Source organism: Neptunomonas japonica JAMM 1380 (assembly GCF_016592555.1).
Taxonomy (GTDB): Bacteria; Pseudomonadota; Gammaproteobacteria; order Pseudomonadales; family Balneatricaceae; genus Neptunomonas; species Neptunomonas japonica_A.
Genome location: NZ_AP014546.1, coordinates 551,966 through 572,525, shown reverse-complemented (window position 1 = coordinate 572,525; position 20,560 = coordinate 551,966). Strand labels below are relative to the sequence as shown.

General features: G+C 44.4%; 18 protein-coding genes. 1 reads left to right on the top strand and 17 read right to left on the bottom strand.

Annotation, left to right across the window (positions count from 1 at the left end; translation table 11 throughout):
* The 10 genes from NEJAP_RS02595 to NEJAP_RS02550 all read right to left on the bottom strand — a co-directional run bounded on the left by NEJAP_RS02595 (position 1) and on the right by NEJAP_RS02550 (position 9,939).
* Positions 1-855 carry an aminotransferase class IV gene (locus NEJAP_RS02595; protein WP_201349162.1) on the bottom strand — a complete coding sequence of 285 codons (855 nt, stop codon included), beginning with the start codon at positions 853-855 and terminating at the stop codon, positions 1-3.
* Positions 856-940: 85 nt separating this feature from the next.
* Positions 941-2,089, bottom strand: a complete 1,149-nt coding sequence (locus tag NEJAP_RS02590; protein ID WP_211224844.1) for a D-alanyl-D-alanine carboxypeptidase family protein — start codon at positions 2,087-2,089, stop codon at positions 941-943.
* Between the two features lie 113 nt (positions 2,090-2,202).
* On the bottom strand, positions 2,203-3,078 hold the full coding sequence (locus NEJAP_RS02585) for a septal ring lytic transglycosylase RlpA family protein (RefSeq protein WP_201349161.1): 876 nt from the start codon (positions 3,076-3,078) through the stop codon (positions 2,203-2,205).
* 39 nt (positions 3,079-3,117) lie between these two features.
* A complete protein-coding gene (gene mltB, locus NEJAP_RS02580) occupies positions 3,118-4,116 on the bottom strand; it encodes a lytic murein transglycosylase B (RefSeq protein ID WP_201349160.1) in 999 nt (332 codons plus the stop codon).
* A gap of 8 nt (positions 4,117-4,124) precedes the next feature.
* The gene (gene rodA / locus NEJAP_RS02575) at positions 4,125-5,267 is read right to left on the bottom strand and encodes a rod shape-determining protein RodA (protein WP_201349159.1); all 1,143 of its coding nucleotides are present in this window, start codon (positions 5,265-5,267) and stop codon (positions 4,125-4,127) included.
* Entirely contained in the window at positions 5,260-7,176 is a 1,917-nt protein-coding gene (gene mrdA / locus NEJAP_RS02570) for a penicillin-binding protein 2 (RefSeq protein ID WP_201349158.1), read from the bottom strand. The genes rodA and mrdA overlap by 8 nt, the downstream gene beginning before the upstream one ends.
* 2 nt (positions 7,177-7,178) lie before the next feature.
* Positions 7,179-7,646, bottom strand: coding sequence for a 23S rRNA (pseudouridine(1915)-N(3))-methyltransferase RlmH (rlmH, locus tag NEJAP_RS02565; protein ID WP_201349157.1), 468 nt, complete (start codon positions 7,644-7,646; stop codon positions 7,179-7,181).
* Complete coding sequence (rsfS, locus tag NEJAP_RS02560) at positions 7,646-8,017, bottom strand: ribosome silencing factor (RefSeq protein WP_201350435.1); 372 nt, start codon at positions 8,015-8,017, stop codon at positions 7,646-7,648. The genes rlmH and rsfS overlap by 1 nt, the downstream gene beginning before the upstream one ends.
* 10 nt (positions 8,018-8,027) lie before the next feature.
* Positions 8,028-8,678, bottom strand: coding sequence for a nicotinate-nucleotide adenylyltransferase (gene nadD / locus NEJAP_RS02555; RefSeq protein ID WP_201349156.1), 651 nt, complete (start codon positions 8,676-8,678; stop codon positions 8,028-8,030).
* Positions 8,679-8,682: 4 nt separating this feature from the next.
* A complete protein-coding gene (locus NEJAP_RS02550; protein ID WP_201349155.1) occupies positions 8,683-9,939 on the bottom strand; it encodes a glutamate-5-semialdehyde dehydrogenase in 1,257 nt (418 codons plus the stop codon).
* 151 nt (positions 9,940-10,090) lie between these two features.
* Here NEJAP_RS02550 and NEJAP_RS02545 point away from each other — a divergent pair, with 151 nt between their 5' ends.
* Positions 10,091-11,683, top strand: coding sequence for a hypothetical protein (locus tag NEJAP_RS02545; protein WP_201349154.1), 1,593 nt, complete (start codon positions 10,091-10,093; stop codon positions 11,681-11,683).
* A 30-nt stretch (positions 11,684-11,713) separates the two neighbouring features.
* Here NEJAP_RS02545 and parC read toward each other — a convergent pair whose 3' ends face one another.
* From parC to NEJAP_RS02510, 7 genes are all read right to left on the bottom strand, one after another.
* Positions 11,714-13,984 (bottom strand): DNA topoisomerase IV subunit A, encoded by a 2,271-nt coding sequence (parC, locus tag NEJAP_RS02540; RefSeq protein ID WP_201349153.1) that lies wholly within the window; start codon positions 13,982-13,984, stop codon positions 11,714-11,716.
* A gap of 22 nt (positions 13,985-14,006) precedes the next feature.
* Positions 14,007-15,899: a DNA topoisomerase IV subunit B gene (parE, locus tag NEJAP_RS02535; RefSeq protein WP_201349152.1), complete on the bottom strand. Its 1,893-nt coding sequence runs from the start codon at positions 15,897-15,899 to the stop codon at positions 14,007-14,009.
* 17 nt (positions 15,900-15,916) lie between these two features.
* On the bottom strand, positions 15,917-16,552 hold the full coding sequence (locus NEJAP_RS02530) for a YqiA/YcfP family alpha/beta fold hydrolase (protein WP_201349151.1): 636 nt from the start codon (positions 16,550-16,552) through the stop codon (positions 15,917-15,919).
* Between the two features lie 58 nt (positions 16,553-16,610).
* On the bottom strand, positions 16,611-17,372 hold the full coding sequence (locus NEJAP_RS02525) for a metallophosphoesterase (RefSeq protein ID WP_201349150.1): 762 nt from the start codon (positions 17,370-17,372) through the stop codon (positions 16,611-16,613).
* A complete protein-coding gene (locus NEJAP_RS02520) occupies positions 17,372-17,815 on the bottom strand; it encodes a DUF1249 domain-containing protein (RefSeq protein WP_201349149.1) in 444 nt (147 codons plus the stop codon). Before NEJAP_RS02520 ends, NEJAP_RS02525 begins: the two co-directional genes overlap by 1 nt.
* Positions 17,812-18,444, bottom strand: a complete 633-nt coding sequence (locus NEJAP_RS02515) for an NUDIX domain-containing protein (RefSeq protein WP_201349148.1) — start codon at positions 18,442-18,444, stop codon at positions 17,812-17,814. Before NEJAP_RS02515 ends, NEJAP_RS02520 begins: the two co-directional genes overlap by 4 nt.
* 292 nt (positions 18,445-18,736) lie before the next feature.
* On the bottom strand, positions 18,737-20,530 hold the full coding sequence (locus NEJAP_RS02510) for a GGDEF domain-containing protein (RefSeq protein ID WP_201349147.1): 1,794 nt from the start codon (positions 20,528-20,530) through the stop codon (positions 18,737-18,739).
* Positions 20,531-20,560: the final 30 nt, after the last annotated feature.

Below are 20,560 nucleotides of genomic sequence, written 5' to 3'. Positions count from 1 at the left end.
TTACTCCCCCGTCATCAATTGATGCTGATAACGAGTAAAAATTTCAAACATACGCTGCCAAAGAAGACCATTTTGGCCATCTCCAACCACATAATCATCTATCTGTACTACAGGTACAATGGCTCTTGTTGAACTCGAAATCCAGACTTCATCTGCCTGGATAAGTCGTTGATAATCAATTTTCGCTTCTTGGCGTGGAATACCATTTTGATCAGCCAACTCTAAAATAAGCGCACGAGTTGTACCACTCAATATCTCTGTTCCAATGGGGGGTGTATATAGAACCCCCTGCTCGACAATAAAGAAGTTACAACTTGCCCCTTCGGTCAATGCTCCATCACGCTGCAATATCGCTTCTTGAGCACCCAACTCACGGGCCTGCTGCAAGACTAGAATATTAGGCAATAAACAAGTCGACTTGATATCACATCGGTGCCAACGAAGGTCTGCTGTTACAATAACCTTTATACCTTCAACCTTGTCAGCACCTTCTTGATAAACATCACGAATCGGCTGGCAACATGCAAACACGGTAGGCCTCAAGTGGTGGTCAATAGCGTGAACACGCTTGCCAGCACTACCACGTGTTACTTGAAGGTAAACAGACAGATTACCGCCACCGTTTAATTCAACAAGGCGGCTTAACGTAGCAACCCAGTCAAACTTCAGGTCAATACGCAATGCGCGCAAGCTATGCTCTAAACGCTGTAAGTGCTCTTCAAGCCTAAAGCCTACTCCCTGATAAAAGGGAATCACCTCATAAACACTGTCGCTGAATAAGAAGCCACGATCAAATACTGACACTGTGGCTTGATCAGCAGGGATATACTCCCCATTTAAATACACTGTATCCATTGTCACCAAAACACAAAAGCTCACATCAAAAATGTGAGCTCATGTAAAAAGCCAACTCAAAACAGAGTTAGCAGCTAACCAACTATCAGCTAATCAAGCTCATAAAGAATAACATAATGGTATGCCATATTTGCTTCAATATGCCACCTTCCTCTACATTTTCCATAGCAACAAGAGGCACCCTAACAACATCTTCGCCATTTAAAGTAACACGTACTGCACCGTATTCCTGCCCCTTAACAACAGGCGCTTTAATGACCTTATCGACATCCATCGTTGCATTGAGCTGGTCAGCTTGTCCTCTAGGGATTGTGACAGCTAATGACTCATCAAGGCCTAAACGAACCTGATCCTGAATACCGCCCCATACTTTCGCGGTGCTAAGAATCTCATCAGCCCCATACAGCTTGTGCGTACGGAAGTAGCGAAATGCATAAGCCAATACTTTTTGGCTTTCTTGCGCTCTTGCTTCTTCACTACTTGTACCCATAACAACAGATATCAAACGCATACCATCACGTTTAGCTGAGGCAACTAAGCAGTATCCCGCTTCGTCCGTATGGCCTGTTTTTATGCCATCAACAGTGCGGTCACGCCACAGCAGTTTGTTACGATTTGGCTGACGGATATTGTTATAAGTAAAATATTTTTCAGAGTACACACCATAATGCTCAGGAAACTTCTGAATAATTGCTTTTGCTAAGATAGCCAAATCTTTCGCTGTTGAGAAGTGACCTTCAGCTGGCAAGCCTGTAGCATTATTAAAATGGGTATTATTCATACCTAGTAGTTTGGCATGCTGGTTCATCAAGTCGGCAAAAGCAGACTCACTTCCTGCAATATGCTCAGCAACGGCAACTGAGGCATCGTTACCCGATTGGATAATAATGCCCTTTAACAGATCATCTAACTTAACCTGCGTCCCTTCTTTGATAAACATTCTTGAGCCCGGGGTTCTCCAAGCTTTTTCACTGACCAGTACTAGATCATCCTTACTAATATTCCCTTTATCCAGTTCATACTCAACAAGATAACTGGTCATCATTTTAGTTAAGCTTGCCGGCGCAAAGCGCTCATCAGATCGACTGGATAGGATTAACTTCCCAGTATCAGCATCCATCACTAAATATGAGGTTGCCGAAATCTGTGGTGCAGAAGGAATCAAGGCAGTCGCTGCTTGTAGGTGTCCAACACTTAGAAAAAGGAATAGAAAAGTTAAAAAGGCTGTTCGCAGTCTCTGCACAGTAAGTTCCTGGATAGGTATGCTAATTTATTTCGAGAGTAGACGTTAATACTAAGATTTAGTTCTACTCAACTTTATATTTTATAGAGGTATATCACGTTAATTTAGAAGTTTACCAGATGCGCTCCTAGAAACCCTCTTTGAGTCAGCTTTTCAATCATATTATCTGCTTCAGCACGGTTAGCCACAGGCCCCAACAAAACTCGATATAGGCTACCGCTAGCTCGCTCTAAACTATTAACATGAGTACCCATTGTAAAATCGCTATCTAATTGGCTAGCCACTTTACGAGCGGATGCCTCAAGCGAATACGCCCCTACTTGCAAATAACGCCCTGCAGCCAACACCCCTTTACTTGTTACGTCAGTACTTAGTGGTTTTGATAGCGTAGATGGCGCTACCTTAGTGGCACTTGAAACAATTATTTTTGACGCATTCCAAGTAACAGGGTTGATAGCTTCTACTTCAACCCTAGCAGTACCGCTTCGCAACATGCCTAACTTTGAAGCTGCCGCATAAGAAAGATCTATAATTCGACCTTTATGAAATGGGCCTCGATCATTTACACGTACGATGACGTGCCGTCCATTCTTTAAATTAGTTACCTTCACATACGTTGGGATCGGTAACGACTTATGTGCAGCAGTCATTTTATACATATCATATGTTTCGCCATTAGAGGTCAAATGGCCATGAAATTTATTACCATACCAAGAGGCCCCACCTATTTCTCGATAACCATCTGCTGCAGGCAGTACCGAATAGCGCTTCCCTAACACTTTATAGGTACTTTTATTGCCGCCACGGCTTTTTGGCTCAACCTTGGGTACCGCATCAGGAACATTCGAAACGTCCACTGGAGCCGAGGGGCCGTGATCATGTTTAATACTATAACGGCTTCCACTACTAGGCTTACTTGTACTCGTACAACCACTTAGCAACAAGGCTGCGATAGAAAGCGCCAACATCATAATTTTCATTTAACACTAACCTTTATTGCTAGACCGTTTAACTGACGCTTACTTAGAGAGCTTCTTAGCTTTGATTTCTTCGCTCAATTGTAGCACTGCCATTGCATACAAACGGCTACGGTTATAACGAGTAATGACATAATAATTATTATAACCAAGCCAATAGGAGGCTTTATCTTGGTCTTTCATACGTAATAAAACAGCGGGCAAATGTACTTCATGGCTCTGATCAATACTGATGCCTGACGCTCTCCATTCAGACAGCGGACGATCTGGCTTCTCACCGGTGTTCACAAAATCATCAGGCAGAGCATGCTCTAATGCAACTGCAGAAACAACCACCCCATTTGGCTCCCAACCATGTTTCACGAAATAGTTAGCCACACTACCTATAGCATCTACAGGGTTGTTCCATAAATCTTTTTTACCATCACGGTCAAAATCTACTGCATAGGCAAGAAAGCTAGATGGCATAAACTGCCCGTACCCCATTGCACCAGCATAGGAGCTTTTAAGCTGTGTAACATCAATATTTTCATTTCTTGCTAACACCAACAAATCTTTCAACTGATTTTGAAAAAATGTGGCGCGACGCGGGTAATCAAAACCAAGCGTTGCCAAAGCATCCAGCGCTCTAAAGTTACCGGTATTGCGACCATAATGAGTCTCTATACCAATAATTGAAACAATCACTTCTGCAGGAACCCCATATACTTGTTCTGCTCGATGAAGTGTTTCTGCATGTTTATTCCAAAAGTCGACTCCACGAGTGATACGTTTAGGCTGCACAAAGAGTTTACGATACCCTCCCCAGTCAAGACGCTTTTCAGCAGGGCGGTTCATCGCTTTTAGTATTGAATCTTTCTTGATAGCCACGGATAGAACCGAGCGTAAATAGCTTTCAGAAAATGCTTCAGATTCCATCTCCTTTAACCACTTTTCCGCTTCGGGGTGGCCACTGTAACCTGAAGCGCTTTCTCCCAAAGCAACGCTATTCACACAAAAACTAAGCGTTACTGCGGCTAACATTTTCCAATTCAGTTTCATCTGTGTAGTTACCTCATCACCATCTGCTTATGGCTATGCACTGACATTAAAATACCAAAACCTGCCATGAGAGTAACAATGGACGTTCCACCGTAACTAATCATTGGTAATGGCACCCCCACTACAGGCAATAAACCACTAACCATACCAATATTCACAAAAACATAAACAAAGAATGTAAGCACGATGCTACCAGCGACAAGGCGTCCAAAACTATCCGGCACACGTGTTGCCATCCACAAGCCTCGAGCAATAATCAATATATAGAGAAACAAAAGCAGCAAAACGCCAAACAACCCAAGCTCTTCAGCAATCACCGCAATAATAAAGTCAGTGTGTGATTCTGGCAAAAAGTCCAACTGCGACTGAGTCCCTCCCAGCCAGCCCTTACCCCAAGTGCCACCAGAACCGATGGCTGTTTTAGATTGAATAATATTCCAACCCGAGCCAAGGGGATCACTTTCAGGGTCAAGAAAGGTTAACACCCTCTGCCTTTGGTAGTCCTTCATGACCATCCACAAACCCGGCAAAGCCGCTGCAGCAACCCCCAATGCACCTAAAATATAGCGCCATCGAATACCCGAAAAAAGCATCACAAAAACTCCTGATGCGGCAATCAAAAGCGAGGTCCCTAAATCAGGCTGCTTCATAATCAATACTGTCGGCAACCCTATTAACACTAAACTAACGACACAATGCTTTAAACTTGGTGGTAAAGAGCGTCCTGCAATATAGCAAGCCACCATTAAGGGCAATATGAGTTTCATGATTTCAGAGGGCTGAAAGCGAAAACCAGGTAAAGCAATCCAGCGCTGTGCACCTTTCGCTCCTACACCAAAAAACATAACCGCCAATAGTAAAATAACACCTGCCGCATACACCCACGGAGCCCATCGAATTAATATCCGCGGACTGAATTGGGCCAAGACTACTAATACGATAAAGCCAGCACCGATACGCACAGCTTGGCGTATAACGTAATCAACATCTTGCCCAGATGCGCTATACAGTACAAACAAACCAAAAGAACATAATAAAAAGAGCAAAAACAACATCCAAGCATCTAGATGAGTATAACTCCACCAGCCTTTTTTACGACGTAAGTGATGTCCAGCCTCAGGCATGGAGCGCTCAAAATCACGACTACTCATCCACCACTCCTAAAGCGACATCTTGCTCTGCGGTAGGGTCTACTCCCAACAGGTAAGCATCCATCACCTTTCTCGCTAATGGCGCTGCAGTACTCGAGCCGCCGCCACCATTTTCAACAATGACCGCTAAGGCAATTTGTGGTTTATCTGCAGGTGCAAACGCTAAAAATAAGGCATGATCATGAAACCGTTTTGATAATGCGCTTGCATCATATCGTTCATCCTGCTTTATACCCACGACTTGTGCAGTACCTGTTTTCCCAGCAATTTCATATTGAGCATCTAGGCCAATTTTTCGAGCGGTACCACGCTTACCATGTACAACTTCAACCATATTATCGACAATTAACTCCCAATACTCCGGATGTTTAAGCTTTACATCTTCAGGGTAGGTGGTTGCATTAGGAATTTCTGGCATATTAATACTAACTTTGCCTTCCTCATTTTTATCCCGAATACCTTTAAGGAGCTTAGGCTGAACCCACTTACCGCGATTAGCCAAAACCGTAGCCGCTGTCGCTAACTGCAAGGGAGTCGTTAGCAAAAAACCTTGCCCAATACTTAGATTCAAAGAGTCACCCGGGTACCAAGGAAGTTTTCTCGCTCTTCGCTTCCATTCTCTTGACGGAAGAATCGCCGCTAATGCCTCAGGTAGGTCTAAGCTGGTTACCCGCCCAAAGCCAAAACGTCCTAGGTAGTCAGACATAGGATCCACCCCCATCCGATAACCCGCATCATAAAACCAAACATCGCAGGATTGAGCAAATGCCAGCTTCATATTAACTTTACCGTGTCCCCCACGCTTCCAATCACGATACTTTCGGCCACCTTTAGTGAGCGTAAAAAAGCCAGGATCCCAAACAGAGTGTGTTGGCGGTACCGACTCTGAATCAATGGCAGCCAAACCAATAATAGGCTTAATAGTCGAACCAGGAGGGTAACGGCCACGCAAGGCTCGATTAAATAATGGAAGATCAGGAGAGTCTCTCAGCGCACTATAATCTTTACTAGAAATACCGGTTACAAACAGGTTAGGGTCATAACCCGGGGTAGATACCAGCGCTAAAATACCACCAGTTGCAGGGTCTATCGCAACAATAGAGGCTTTTTCACCCTGCACCAGTTTCTCTGTAATCTGCTGTAACCTAAGGTCAATATGTAACTGTAGATCCTTACCTGGAATAGGGTCAGTACGCTCAAGAATTCTCATAACCCGGCCGCGCGCATTAGTTTCTACTTTCTGCATACCCACTGAGCCATGCAATATCGACTCATAAAACTTTTCAACACCAAGCTTGCCTATATAGTGCGTACCGGCATAGGCTTTAGGGTCAGAAGCTTTTAATTCTTTTTCGTTGATACGCCCAACATATCCCATAGCGTGCACTAAATTTTCGCCGTACGGGTAGTAACGAATAAGATCTGCCTCTACTTGAACTCCCGGGAGACGATGGTAATTTATCGCCAGTTTGGCAATCTCTTCTTCAGTTAAGCGAAACCTAACAGGCACCGTTTCATAGGGTCGTCGTCGTTGTTTAAGGCGTTTCTTAAATCGCTCTATATCTTTATCACTAATTTCAATAATACGCTGCAGCTCAGCAAGCGTTGCATCGAGATCCTTGCCCACTTCTTCTTTCAGAAGAGTAACACTGTAACTAGGACGATTATCGGCAAGCAAAACTCCGTTAGTATCGTAGATAAGACCTCGTGTAGGTGCCACAGGCTGCAACTGCACACGGTTTTTTTCAGACATAGCGGCATAGCGGTCATATTGCATGACTTGCAAGTAATAGAGCCTACCTAAAAGCACCCCTATTAATAACAACACAATCATAAAAGCGAGGAGCGCACGAAAGCAAAAAGTCCGGCTTTCCTGGGAATGATCTTTTAAACGTTCAAATTGAGACATGGCTATTTGTGATACGGATGACCCTGGATGATTGTCCAGGCTCGGTAAACCTGTTCAGCAAGAATGACGCGAACTAATGGGTGCGGCAATGTTAACCCAGATAGTGACCACTTCTGATCAGCTATGGCAACGCAACGTGGATCGAGACCATCCGGTCCGCCCACTAACAAAGAAATATTGCGCCCATCCATCTGCCACTCACTGACTTTTTCAGCGAGCTGCTCTGTCGACCATGAACGCCCCTCAACTTCTAAGGCGATAATCCGATCGCCTTTTGGAATGGCTGCCAACATAGCATCGCCTTCTTGGCGAATGGCACGTGCCATATCAGCGCCCTTACCGCGATGCCCCAACGTAAGTTCAACTAACTCTAACGTCATTTCATGCGGTAAACGTTTGCTGTACTCATTGAATCCAGTAGTAACCCAATCAGGCATTTTCCCGCCTACAGCCAACAAACGTATTTTCATTAGCTTAAACCGCTCACATTAGCTTCAGATGACTCTTCATCTTTTAACGGGTCAAACTGCCATAAGCGCTCAAGATCATAGTAGCTTCTCGCGTCAGGCATCATGACATGTACTACCAACTCACCTAAATCAACCAACACCCAATCACCGTCGGTTTGCCCTTCACTGCCCATCGGTTCAACACCTGCTTCTTTCACCTTGTCAGAAACGGACTGAGCTAGCGACACAACATGCCGCTTTGATGTACCTGTGGCAATCATCATAAAATCAGTAATACTAGATTTACCACGTACATCGATAACCTCGATATCTCGCCCTTTAACATCTTCAAGCGCATTACGCACAAGCCCAATAAGCTGCTCAGTTTGCATTGACAATTAACTATCCTTTATCTGTGTAATAGAGTTTATTTTTTTGTATATAGCGCCAGACGGAATCTGGCAATAAGTACCGAGGAGACTTGCCACTGGCCATCAACTCACGAATATACGTGGCTGAAATACTTAATGGCGTCAACTCATGAAGCAAAATACTTCCTGACGGCTTCTTCAGGATATCATTTTTCGTATCGACCTGATGCCCCTGCAAAAGCTGCTTGAGCGTCTGATTTGGCTCAAACAAATATCCCGGCCTTGCCGCTACTATAATATGGCAGAACGAAAGGTACTCATCAAAACGAAACCACGTATCCAGCGATAGAAATGAATCCATTCCTATGACCATACAGACAGGTATCTCTGATCCAAGTTCCTTACGTAAAGCCTCCAAGGTATAAATTGTATAGGAAGGCTTATCTGAGAGAATTTCTCTTGAATCACAGCGCAACGCAGGCTCGCCAACAATAGCGTCTTCAACCATAGTCAAACGCGCTAAAGCATTAGAACCCGGCGCTTGCCGATGCACAGGGACATTGGCCGGCATTAGATGTACAGATTCAACCTTTAGCCATTGCTGTATCTCTAATGCCGTTCTCAAATGTCCAAAGTGAATGGGGTCAAAAGTTCCCCCCATAAATACATGCGCAGTTGCCATTGGCTTACTGTCGAATATGGCCGTCACCCAATACTACGTACTTCTGAGAAGTTAACCCCTCCAGCCCAACGGGGCCGCGTGCGTGTATTTTATCAGTAGAAATACCAATTTCTGCACCCAACCCATATTCAAAGCCATCAGCAAAACGGGTGGAGGCATTAATCACAACGGAGCTTGAATCCACCTCACGTAAGAAGCGGCGTGAAAGTGTATAGTTTTCAGTCACTATTGCATCCGTGTGGTGTGACCCATAAAGATTAATGTGTTTCATCGCTTCATCAATATCAGCAACAATCTTGATCGATAAAACAGGCGCTAAATACTCAGTCGACCAATCCGACTCTGTCGCCTCATTAACGCGCGGGACTAAAGCTCGTGTCTGCTCACAACCACGCAACTCCACACCCGCGGCAAAATAACGATCTACCAAGTCACCCAACACTTCTTTAGCAACACCAACATGAATCAACAATGTTTCCATGGTGTTACATGTACCATAACGATGTGTTTTAGCGTTTATTGCTATATTTACAGCTTTTGCTCTATCCGCTTGATCATCAATATATACGTGACAGATACCATCTAGATGCTTAATGACAGGCACTTTAGCATCACGGCTAATACGTTCAATAAGACCTTTCCCGCCACGCGGTACGATTACATCCACGAATTCAGGCATTGTAATCAACTGCCCAACCGCTTCTCGGTCCGTCGTTTCAACCACTTGTACTGCTTCAGCAGGTAAACCTGCCTCCTTCAACCCTACACGGATACACTCAGCAACCGCTTGGTTAGAATGAATAGCTTCAGAACCACCGCGTAAAATGGTAGCGTTACCTGATTTTAGACATAAGCTCGCAGCTTCAACAGTCACATTTGGGCGAGATTCATAAATAATACCAATAACACCCAAAGGAACACGCATTTTACCAACTTGAATACCGGAAGGGCGATAATTCATATCGGTGATACTTCCCACCGGGTCAGGCAGCGCAACCACTTGGCGCAAACCTTCAATCATTCCATCAATGGTAGCATGACCCAATCCAAGACGATCTAGCATTGCCGCGTCCAAACCATTTTGGCGGCCATTTTCCAAATCTTTCTCATTGGCTGCTATCAGAGCATCACGGCTATTATCTAATGCAGTAGCCATAGCCAATAATGCTTTATTTTTAACACCAGACTCTGATTTTGCCACCAAACGGGAGGCTTCTCTGGCGCTTTGCCCTAACTTGTTCATATATGCTTCAACGTTCATCACTTACCCTTTCGCGTTCACGTGACCCATAATTATACAATGCTATTAATCTTGGGTCATGAACTGCTTTATATGAGTGACCATAAAGACCACTAACTGCTATCATCAGCGCTAATAAAATGGACAACCTTCAACAGGTAATAACAGCAATATGCCATTCACTTTAAAGAAACAGCACTACCGCCTGATATTAGCAACGGCACTGGTTATGCTATCTGGCTGGATACTTAGCGCGACGTATCTTTATATTGCAGCTGACAACATCGCAAAGAATGAAGCCACAAAAACTGCTCGTCTTACCGCTCGCCAAGCAGCGATGACTATTCAACCTTATTTGCTAGCAGAAGACATCATAAGTTTGAACTTCTTTCTAAATAGCCTAACAGAAGCTCCGCAAGTTAAGGGCGTTGCAATATTTAACAAAAGAAATAAATTAATTGCTCGTGCAGGCGAGAACAACGGAGCAGAACAACAAGTCATATTGGGTAACCAGCAAACACCCATGGGAACATTAAAGCTCTACACTGGTCATCAATCAGAACACAACATGCTCACAGGCTTGTTATGGCAAGTGGCTATCCTGTCTGCCATCAGCTTTCTAGCTACGTTAATCACTCTATGGCTATCACTAAAACAGCTCAACTTACGCTCAAGCACCTTTGACGAGAACTCTAATATAGACACTTCTAATAGCTCCTCTTCTGATGCGCCAGCTCTTGATGAAGAAGTCGCTGAACAACCCGAGAGTTTTTATCAGAGCATGGCTGAAGCAACTAGTGAACCTTATTCAGAAAGAACTGAGGGCAGCAATGATGATCAAAGCCAAATAGGATCAGAACCTGATACTGACATTCATTCGACAGATGAAACGCTAGATAACAATGAACTTGTTGAGTTATTAAGACCCGACTCGACAGAGCGCATGCCACACTTTAAGCCAGCGCCGATGCAGTCAGACAACGAACAGGCGAATGATACATCGCCAGTTGAAGAATCAACTTACGAACTTGAAGACTCACTTAAAGAGCAACAACTAAGCCAACCTGAAAACACTCAAGAGGCGCCACCCCTTAAGCCCAACCCGCTACGCGCACATGAACGAGCAGAAGAGCAACTCGACCTATACAGCTTAGAACATCAACTAGAATTATCGCTACAGCCTAAAGAAGCCGCTTACCTATTTTATATCGATGCGACAACCGGGCATGCAGACTATGTAGAACCTGAAGAACATAGCTATTTATTACAAACATACGAGCACCTAATTAAAAAAGTCTCGGCCATTTACGGCGGTTCGATTTTCGTTAATGCCAGTGGTGACCTACAAGTGTTTTTTGATGACCAAGATGAAGAGGATGGGCATGGCGTACATGCGCTCTGTGCCGCCAAGCTTTTCACTCTACTCTATAGAGCCTTCAATCAAGCACGCATAAAGTCATTTAAACCTGTGCTTAATCTGCATATGGCCATCGTACGCGGCAACCGAGACAAATTTAACCTTATCAAAGAAGAAGCGCTTTTTTTAACACGCACCACGCAAACCAACGAGCTAATTAGCCATACAGCGTTGACTGAAGCTAAGCAGCTCAAATCAACACTACTATCTACAGCTCAAGTGCGCCGTGAAGATGAAGACAAAGTATTGATACTCTCACTAACACCTTCATATCAAGCGTTACTTACAAAACAAGCAACACACCTACTTAAAGCGCCTTCTGCCGAGACCTTAAAACAGCACTCCTAAGAAACCGCAGAAGATAAGTGAAACACTAGATCAAGACTCTAGTGTTTCTCCTTTATTACTCATGACTTCAAGCTTATCGACACGCTGATAACCGCGCGGCAACTTGTTACCACGTCGCCCACGCTCACCCCGGTAATGCTCAAGATCAGAAGGTTTTAACTTAAGATGCTGACGGCCGGCATGCACTTGTAGTATTGAATCAGGCATCAACACCACAACATCGCAGACAACCTCTTCTCGTGTTGCTGCACGCACAGAGGGAATGTTAATAATTTTATTTCCCTTACCTCGTGCCAACTCTGGCAACTCTGCTACAGGAAACACCAATAAACGCCCTTCGCTGGTTATCGCCGCTAACAAGGCTTGCTCTATATTCTCAACTTTCACAGGAGCTAACACTTGGGCATTTTTGGGTAATGTAAGTGCAGCCTTACCATTTTTGGTTTTACTAGAAAGATCAGAGACTGATGTAATGAACCCATACCCTGCATCTGATGCTAGTAAGATTTTATCGCTATCTTTTCCAGCAATAGCAGCCTCGATGGTGGCCCCTTTTTGCAGCGTCACCCGCCCAGTAATAGGCTCCCCTTGGCCGCGTGCTGATGGAAGAGTATGGGCTTCAAGCGTATAACTTCGTCCAGTCGAATCCAGTAGAATTAATGGCTGATTCATTCTCCCCGCACATGCTAGTTTAAAGCTATCTCCAGATTTATAACTCAATCCAGCACCGTCTATATCATGACCTTTAGCTGCACGAATCCAGCCTTGTTTAGATATAATGGCCGTCAATGGGTCCGAGGAAAGCAAATCTTTTTCATTAAAAGCCTGAGCTTCACTACGCATTACAACAGGTGAACGGCGATCATCGCCATAGGTTTCCATATCATCTTTGAGTTCTTTTTTAATCAATGTCCGCATACGCTGATCAGAACCGAGTATCAATTCAAGACGCTTACGCTCGGCATCAAGCTCATCTTGCTCAGACTTAATCTTAAACTCTTCTAGCTTAGCAAGGTGGCGCAGTTTAAGATCCAGAATTGCATCAGCCTGAGTCTCACTCAGGTTAAAGCGTTTCATCAACTCTTGCTTAGGCTCATCCTCATACCGGATGATCGCGATCACTTCATCTATATTCAGATACGCAACCATCAAACCTTCGAGGATATGTAGACGATCCAGTACTTTTGAGAGTCGATGCTCTAACCGACGCCTAACAACACCTGTGCGCCAACTAAGCCACTCGGTCAAAATCATACGTAGATTTTTCACTTGAGGGCGGCCATCAACGCCAATCATATTCATGTTAACGCGGTAGGTTCTTTCTAGATCAGTAGAGGCAAACAAGTGTGCCATTAGTTGCTCTACATCGATACGATTTGATCTCGGAATAATGACCAAACGTGTCGGGTTTTCATGATCCGACTCATCTCGCAGATCAGCCACCATTGGCAGCTTTTTCTGCTGCATCTGCTGAGCAATCTGTTCAAGAATTTTATCGCCTGATACCTGGTATGGCAGTGCAGTTACAATAATATCGCCTTGTTCCTGCGTATACACAGCGCGCATTCGCACTGAACCTCGACCCGTTTCGTAGATTTTTTGCAGATCACTCGGCGACGATATAATTTCCGCATCTGTTGGCATATCCGGTGCCGGAACAAAAGAACACAGTTCAGCAATGTCAGCTTTTGGATGATCCAGCAGATGAATACATGCCGAGGTGACTTCACGCAGGTTGTGCGGCGGAATATCCGTCGCCATACCCACTGCAATACCACTACCCCCATTGAGCAGAATATTAGGCAAACGTGCAGGCAATACTGCGGGCTCGACCATAGTGCCGTCAAAATTTGGCAACCAGTCAACCGTTCCTTGACTGACTTCCTGCAACAGCACTTCAGCATACTTTGCTAACTTCGCTTCGGTATATCGCATGGCAGCAAAGGATTTAGGATCATCTTGTGATCCCCAGTTTCCCTGCCCGTCAATTAACGGATAACGATAGCTAAATGGTTGCGCCATCAATACCATGGCTTCATAACAAGCACTATCTCCGTGAGGATGGTATTTACCCAACACATCACCCACAGTACGCGCAGATTTTTTATGTTTAGCGGCGGCTTTTAGGCCAAGTTCAGACATCGCATACACAATACGACGCTGCACCGGTTTCATGCCATCACCCACATGCGGCAAAGCACGATCCAAAATGACATACATGGAGTAATCCAAATATGCTTTTTCGGTGAAATCCTTTAAGGGTAAACGCTCAATGCTGTCGTCTGTTATTACTTCACTCATATCTCAATATCCATCAAACTGACTACTGTTGAGCCAGGTTACCCTTACTTTCCAACCAGCTTTTACGATCAGCGGCGCGCTTTTTAGCTAACAACATATCCAGCATCTCATGTGCATTATCTTCAGCACCAATCGTGAGCTGAACTAAACGCCGTGTGTCTGGATCCATTGTTGTTTCACGTAATTGCAGAGGATTCATCTCCCCCAGCCCTTTGAATCGCTGCACATTAATTTTAACGTTTTTACGTTCAGCACGTATGCGTTCAACGATGCCGTTCTTCTCAGCATCATCCAATGCATAAAACACATCCTTGGCTGCATCAATACGATACAACGGTGGCATAGCAACATAAATGTGACCAGCATCTACCAAGGGCTTGAAGTGTCGTAAAAAAAGAGCGCAGATCAGGGTCGCTATATGTGCACCATCAGAGTCGGCATCGGCTAACACACAGATCTTTCCGTAACGCAAACCCTCCAAGTTATCCGAACCGGGTTCAACCCCAACAGCCACGGAGATATCGTGAATCTCCTGTGACGACAGAATCTCTCCGGAATCAACTTCCCACGTATTCAGAATTTTCCCGCGTAGCGGCATAATTGCCTGAAATTGACGATCACGCGCTTGTTTGGCAGAACCACCAGCAGAATCACCTTCCACTAAAAATAGTTCGGAACGCATCGTTTCTGATCCAGCACAGTCTGCCAATTTACCAGGAAGTGCTGGGCCTTGAGTAATTTTCTTACGCACTACTTTTTTACTGGAGCGTAAACGTTTCTGGGCATTAGCAATAACGCTTTCTGCCAGCTTCTCCCCCTCCTCAACATGGCTATTTAGCCACAGCGAAAAAGCATCCTTAGCAGATCCAGAGATAAAGGCAGCAATATGACGTGAGGAGAGTCGCTCTTTAGTTTGGCCTGAGAATTGAGGATCGCGCATTTTTGCTGAGAGGATAAAAGCACATCGCTCCCAGATATCATCAGCCGTTAATTTGACACCTCGCGGTAACAAGTTACGGAACTCACAAAACTCACGCATCGCTTCAAGTAAGCCGGTTCTAAACCCATTAACATGCGTACCGCCTTGCACCGTTGGAATGAGGTTAACAAAACTTTCACAGGTTAGCTCACCACCTTCTGGCAACCATTGTACTGCCCACTCAACAGCGTCTTCTTCTCCTTGCAAGGACCCAACAAAAGGCTCTTCAGGGATGGTTTCAAATACCTGTGTTGTTCCACGAAGATACGCACTAAGTCCGTCTTCGTAATACCACTCTTGCTTTTCATTTTTACCGCTACTTTGATCCGTAAAAGTAACTTTTAGTCCTGGACAAAGAACGGCTTTAGCACGCAAATTATGCTTAAGATGGGAAACGCTGTATTTTGGCGAGTCAAAATACTGAGGATCCGCTAAAAAGCGAACGGTAGTCCCCGTATTACGCTTACCACAGGTATCAATCACTTCCAGCTCAGAAACCTTAAAACCATCAGCGAAGCCGATCTTATACACTTTAGCATCGCGCTTAATCTGTACTTCAAGCAGCTTAGACAAGGCGTTAACAACAGAGACACCCACACCATGTAAACCACCAGAGTAGTTGTAGTTGTCATTATTAAATTTACCGCCTGCATGTAAGCGAGTGAGGATCAGTTCAACTCCACTAACGCCCTCTTCAGGGTGAAGATCAACAGGCATACCACGTCCGTCATCACTTACAGATAAGAATCCATCTTTATGCAGTACTACATCGATCTGCTTGGCATGTCCTGCCAAAGCCTCATCGACCGAGTTATCAATAACTTCTTGTGCTAGATGGTTAGGACGGTCAGTCTCTGTATACATACCTGGACGTCGTTTAACCGGGTCCAGCCCACTTAATACTTCTATCGAATCAGCTGTATATTGCGTCGACATCTATTTATTGTTTCCTGTCACTCTATAAAAGAAGGTAAAGGGGTCGCTTCTGGCAAGGATAGCTGCCCTTGGGAAAAGCTGATAATTGCAGGAATCAGCTTTTCGAACTGATCGAAACCATGACTACCACCAGGCTGAATAAACGCTGGGGATTTGTCAAAAAAATCAACCGCTTCACGATAATCTAACGTCTCATCCGCTGTTTGCGTCAATAATAGATAACGCTGAGGATCTACCACCTTATCCACAGTTAATGCTTCTAGCTGAGCTAAGTGTTCCCGCGTTAACGTATAACGCTCATGCGTATATAGGTTTTCATTGTCCCCTAGCCACTCAGCTAACAAATGATAAGGATAGATCGCTGGGTTCACCAGTACTGCCGTGCAATTTTTAAAACGCTCTGTTAACCATAGGCTATAAAACCCGCCCAATGAGCTTCCTATTAATACAACTTGACGCTGTGGGTTTTCAGTTATCAGTACTTCTAGCTGTTTTACCGCTTTTAGCGGCCAATGTGATAATGCTGGCACCGCATAATCACCGATATCGGCACCTTTGTAACTCGCTTTAAGAAAATCCCCAAATAAGCGCGCCTTTATTGAATCCGGCGAGCTATTAAAACCATGCACATAGATAAATAAAGGCGACAGCATACTGGTTATCCTTACAGTGTTTAAGAGAAGTTACCTAAGGTTTCAATGGGATGCAAGCTCAGAGAGAGACTCGCTTAACGATTGTCTCAAACCCACCATCATCCAGCAGATCAAGCACCCTATAGCCTGGCAAAGAGAGAACCCCACCTGACTCGACTAGTGGAGCATCGGTACCGACTGCAAACTGAGGAGCCGTTGCCGGTGCGACCAAAACACTCACGCCGTCATGGATTATTTGATGCTCTTGATGAAGGTGCCCACATAGTACGAGTTTTAGTTTGTCATACGCGCTCACTTGCGCCCAAAAAGCCTCAGCATTAGCCAACATAATGGCATCTTGCCAACGACTACCCACTTTAACCGGAGGATGGTGCATACCAATAAGTAAGTAATGCTCGGGATATTCAGCTACAACGTCATCTAACCAAGACAGCTGAGCACAACTAAGCGTACCGCCACCAACACCATCGGGTTTGGAAGTAGAATCCAATAGAATGATGCACCATGCGCCCTCCACTAAAACCTTTCCTGAGAGACTTTGGTATTCCAGCATTTTACCTGCATCATCATGGTTGCCCGGAATCCAACGAACCGCTGTCGCCATATCCTTTGTATAGGACTGCAACCGTTCATAAGCAGCACTGTAACCGTGATGAGCGAGGTCACCCGTCAGTAGTATGAACTCAGGATAATGATAATTTGCTTTCACATCATCCAGAACCGCTAGTAGACGCTGCTCCGGATTTTCATCTTTGAATAGATCATCTTTACTCGACTGCAGATGACAGTCGGTGACTTGAATAATACGCAGCATACTCATCAGGCGGTAAAAACAGGTTCGATAAACTGGCCATGCTGCTGACAATGACTGAGCCACTCGCCTAGATAGTTATTCAGCTGTACTTTTTCATCGGGCTGATGCATTTCGCGGTTAGGATACGGGTAAGCACCAGATAGTTGACGGCGACGCTTCAGACAGATGACTTCTGCCATATTTGCATCGTGATAAAGCCTAACGACTAGTGCCGGTGACTCTAACCATGATGAGCAACTATCGTCCTGCTGTGAAATTTGTAAGGTCGTGGTGTAAACAAAACGCTCTTCAACCTCAATCCGTATTTGTGTCTGATGCTCGCCACAAACCAAACTAAACTCGCGCATATCGCACTCTTCTAAGTCAGGCATCAATTTATTCAAGCGGGCATAGTTCACCTCACAGATGGCCATTTGCCGCGTTAGGTCAGGTACATACTTACGTTTCATACCGTATCAACGCTCCACTTTTCTTTTATTATTGCGTGATTTAGCTGCAACCATTGTATTGCGATAATCGCCGCCGCATTATCAACATCACCCGTTTTCAGCATCGCTACCGCAGTATCCACAGGGAATAAGTGCACTTTAATATCTTCCCCCTCGCCTTCTAGGCCATGAACACCGCCTAAGCCATCACTATTTACACAACCACAGTACAGATCAACATATTCTCTGGCCCCACCAGGGCTTGGAGTAAACCGACTGATATGTTCAAGTTGTAATATTTTCGCTCCGGCTTCTTCAAGGCTCTCTCGCCGCGCCACGTCTTCAATGGTTTCTCCAGGCTCAACAAGGCCCGCAACAAGTTCAAGCAACCACGGGCTACGAGGGTGATCGATAGTACCTATACGAAACTGTTCAATCAAAACCACAACATCACGAGCAGGATCATAAAGCAGCACACACACTGCATCAGGCCTCCAAAAGAGGTCTCTTGTCAACTCGATCTTCCCACCTTCAAAACGCTGGTGACGTATCTTTACTTCTCGCATCTGGTAAAAACTTTCACAGATTACTGTGTCTTCTTTTATCTCAAAATCAGCAGCGCTAAATGCAGGACTCCAGTGCTTGTTCATTGACTACTCTCCATTAAAATGAATAGAACACAGGGCATTAGATTCTATCGATATTCGCAAAAACAAACAGAACAGCAGGGATATGAATTATATGTCAGTATAGTCTGATTAGTACTGAAGGCCCAAATAACGTATTACGTCTATCCTCTAAGAGGCGGTCAGTTTTGTAAATTGAATTAAACACACCATGCAGATAAAGCGCAATAACGAAGTCATACCAAGCTATAAATTTCTATAACGCCCTCTGCCTTAAGCTAGGCGCATACTTAATCAATGCTTAGCTACCCTCCATTTACGACTGCTGATAAAACATTCTAATTTTACGGCGACGAGAAATAAACAAAGCATCACCCGCCATATTTTTTGCTTCTTTTTTTGCTTCAGCCGCAAGCTCGGAAACTTCCAAGTGACTATTACAAGCAAACGCATCTGGGTGCACTACACCAATCGCTAGACTTAACATACCATGAAAAACACTTTCTTGATTACGTGTCAGCGCCCACAATCCCCCCTCTTCACGCTCTTTAGGAGCATACAAGCCTTTAGCTTGTTCAGCAAAATCTTCTAGTATTGCTTGGCAACTCCTTTCCCAGTGATCACAAGTAAACACTACAACGAAGTCATCCCCCCCAATATGCCCAATGAAGTTCTCAGCATGTCCCGCGTGCTGCTTAATCACTCCCCCTAACAGCTGAATGACCTGATCTCCACGCGCATAACCGTAGTAGTCATTAAACGGTTTAAAATCATTAATATCAAAATACGCCACTCTAAAATTGCAAGCTTGCTTAAGTAGCCGATTCACTTCATTGTTAATTGGAACATTACCAGGCAACAGGGTCAGCGGGTTAGAGTAGGTAGCATTTTGTATTTTTAGATCGGTTATTCTTTTTAACAGATCACGCAAACTGCCAACACCTAAATAACAACCGTCTTGAACAATAACAATTTCATTATTGAGATTTTCTGAATTTTGGTTAGTCAGCAAGTACGAAACTTTGGATAGACTCACATAGCTCTCAACGACTAGTATTTCACTTTTTAATAAACGGGATACACTTCTACTTTCATTTAAAGCCCTTCCATACTGTGTTGAGAACAATTCAAGAAGGTCATGTCGCCTAACAACACCAATAGGGGCACCATTGTCTAAAACAGGAATCACATGTAGCGCTGGATTTTTCTTAAAAGCTAAATCTAACTCTCTTAGTTGAGCATTCTCATTAACAGCCGGAACAGGCTGCACTAGCGATAATACTGTTTCTTCAGCTTCAAGACGCATCTTTTGCTTAATGCGGCGGGCTTTGTTCAGCAGCAGCTTATTTTGGAACTGATCAGGTACTTGCACAGGATAACCTAATAAATAACCTTGCCCCCTAGCGACACCTAGCTCTAGCAGTAATTCCAGCTCTGCATGTGTTTCGATCCCTTCCGCTATAATTTCACACTTCAGGCTGTTTGCTATAGCAATAATAGAACGCACGAATTCACGCTTCACCGTGTCTTTATCAACACCACTGATAAAGTGCTTATCAATTTTCACGTATTCAGGCTGTAGTTCTGACCAAAGCCGTAAGCCCGAATAACCAACACCCAGATCATCAATGGCAATTTTAAACCCCATATGACGATAATATTCGACACTCGCACGAGACAACCCAAAATGGTCATAAGGATGCTGCTCAGATAACTCAATAACAATTCGATCCCGTGAAATTTTCAGAGAATCTAACAAGGCTAATGTCATGCCCTTCTGGTGATCCGATGAACTCAATAATGAAGCACTTATATTGAGAAATAATTTCCCTGGCAATGCCAGCTCTGAAAACTGCTGCAACGACTTCTCCCGACACAACAACTCCAGCTCATGCAGCCTTCCATAAGCAACCGCCGTCTTAAATAGCTTATCCGCAGAGTATAATGCACTCCCTTCCGGACCTCTTGAGAGTGCTTCATGTCCAATGACATCGCCATTGAGTAAATCAAATATTGGCTGAAAATAGGTCGTTACCCCACCCATTTCAAGTATTGAACTTAGCAACTGCTCATCTTCAGAAAATGGCAGCTGTAATATAGAGGATTGCATAATAATCACCGTGACATGAACGCCAAGATA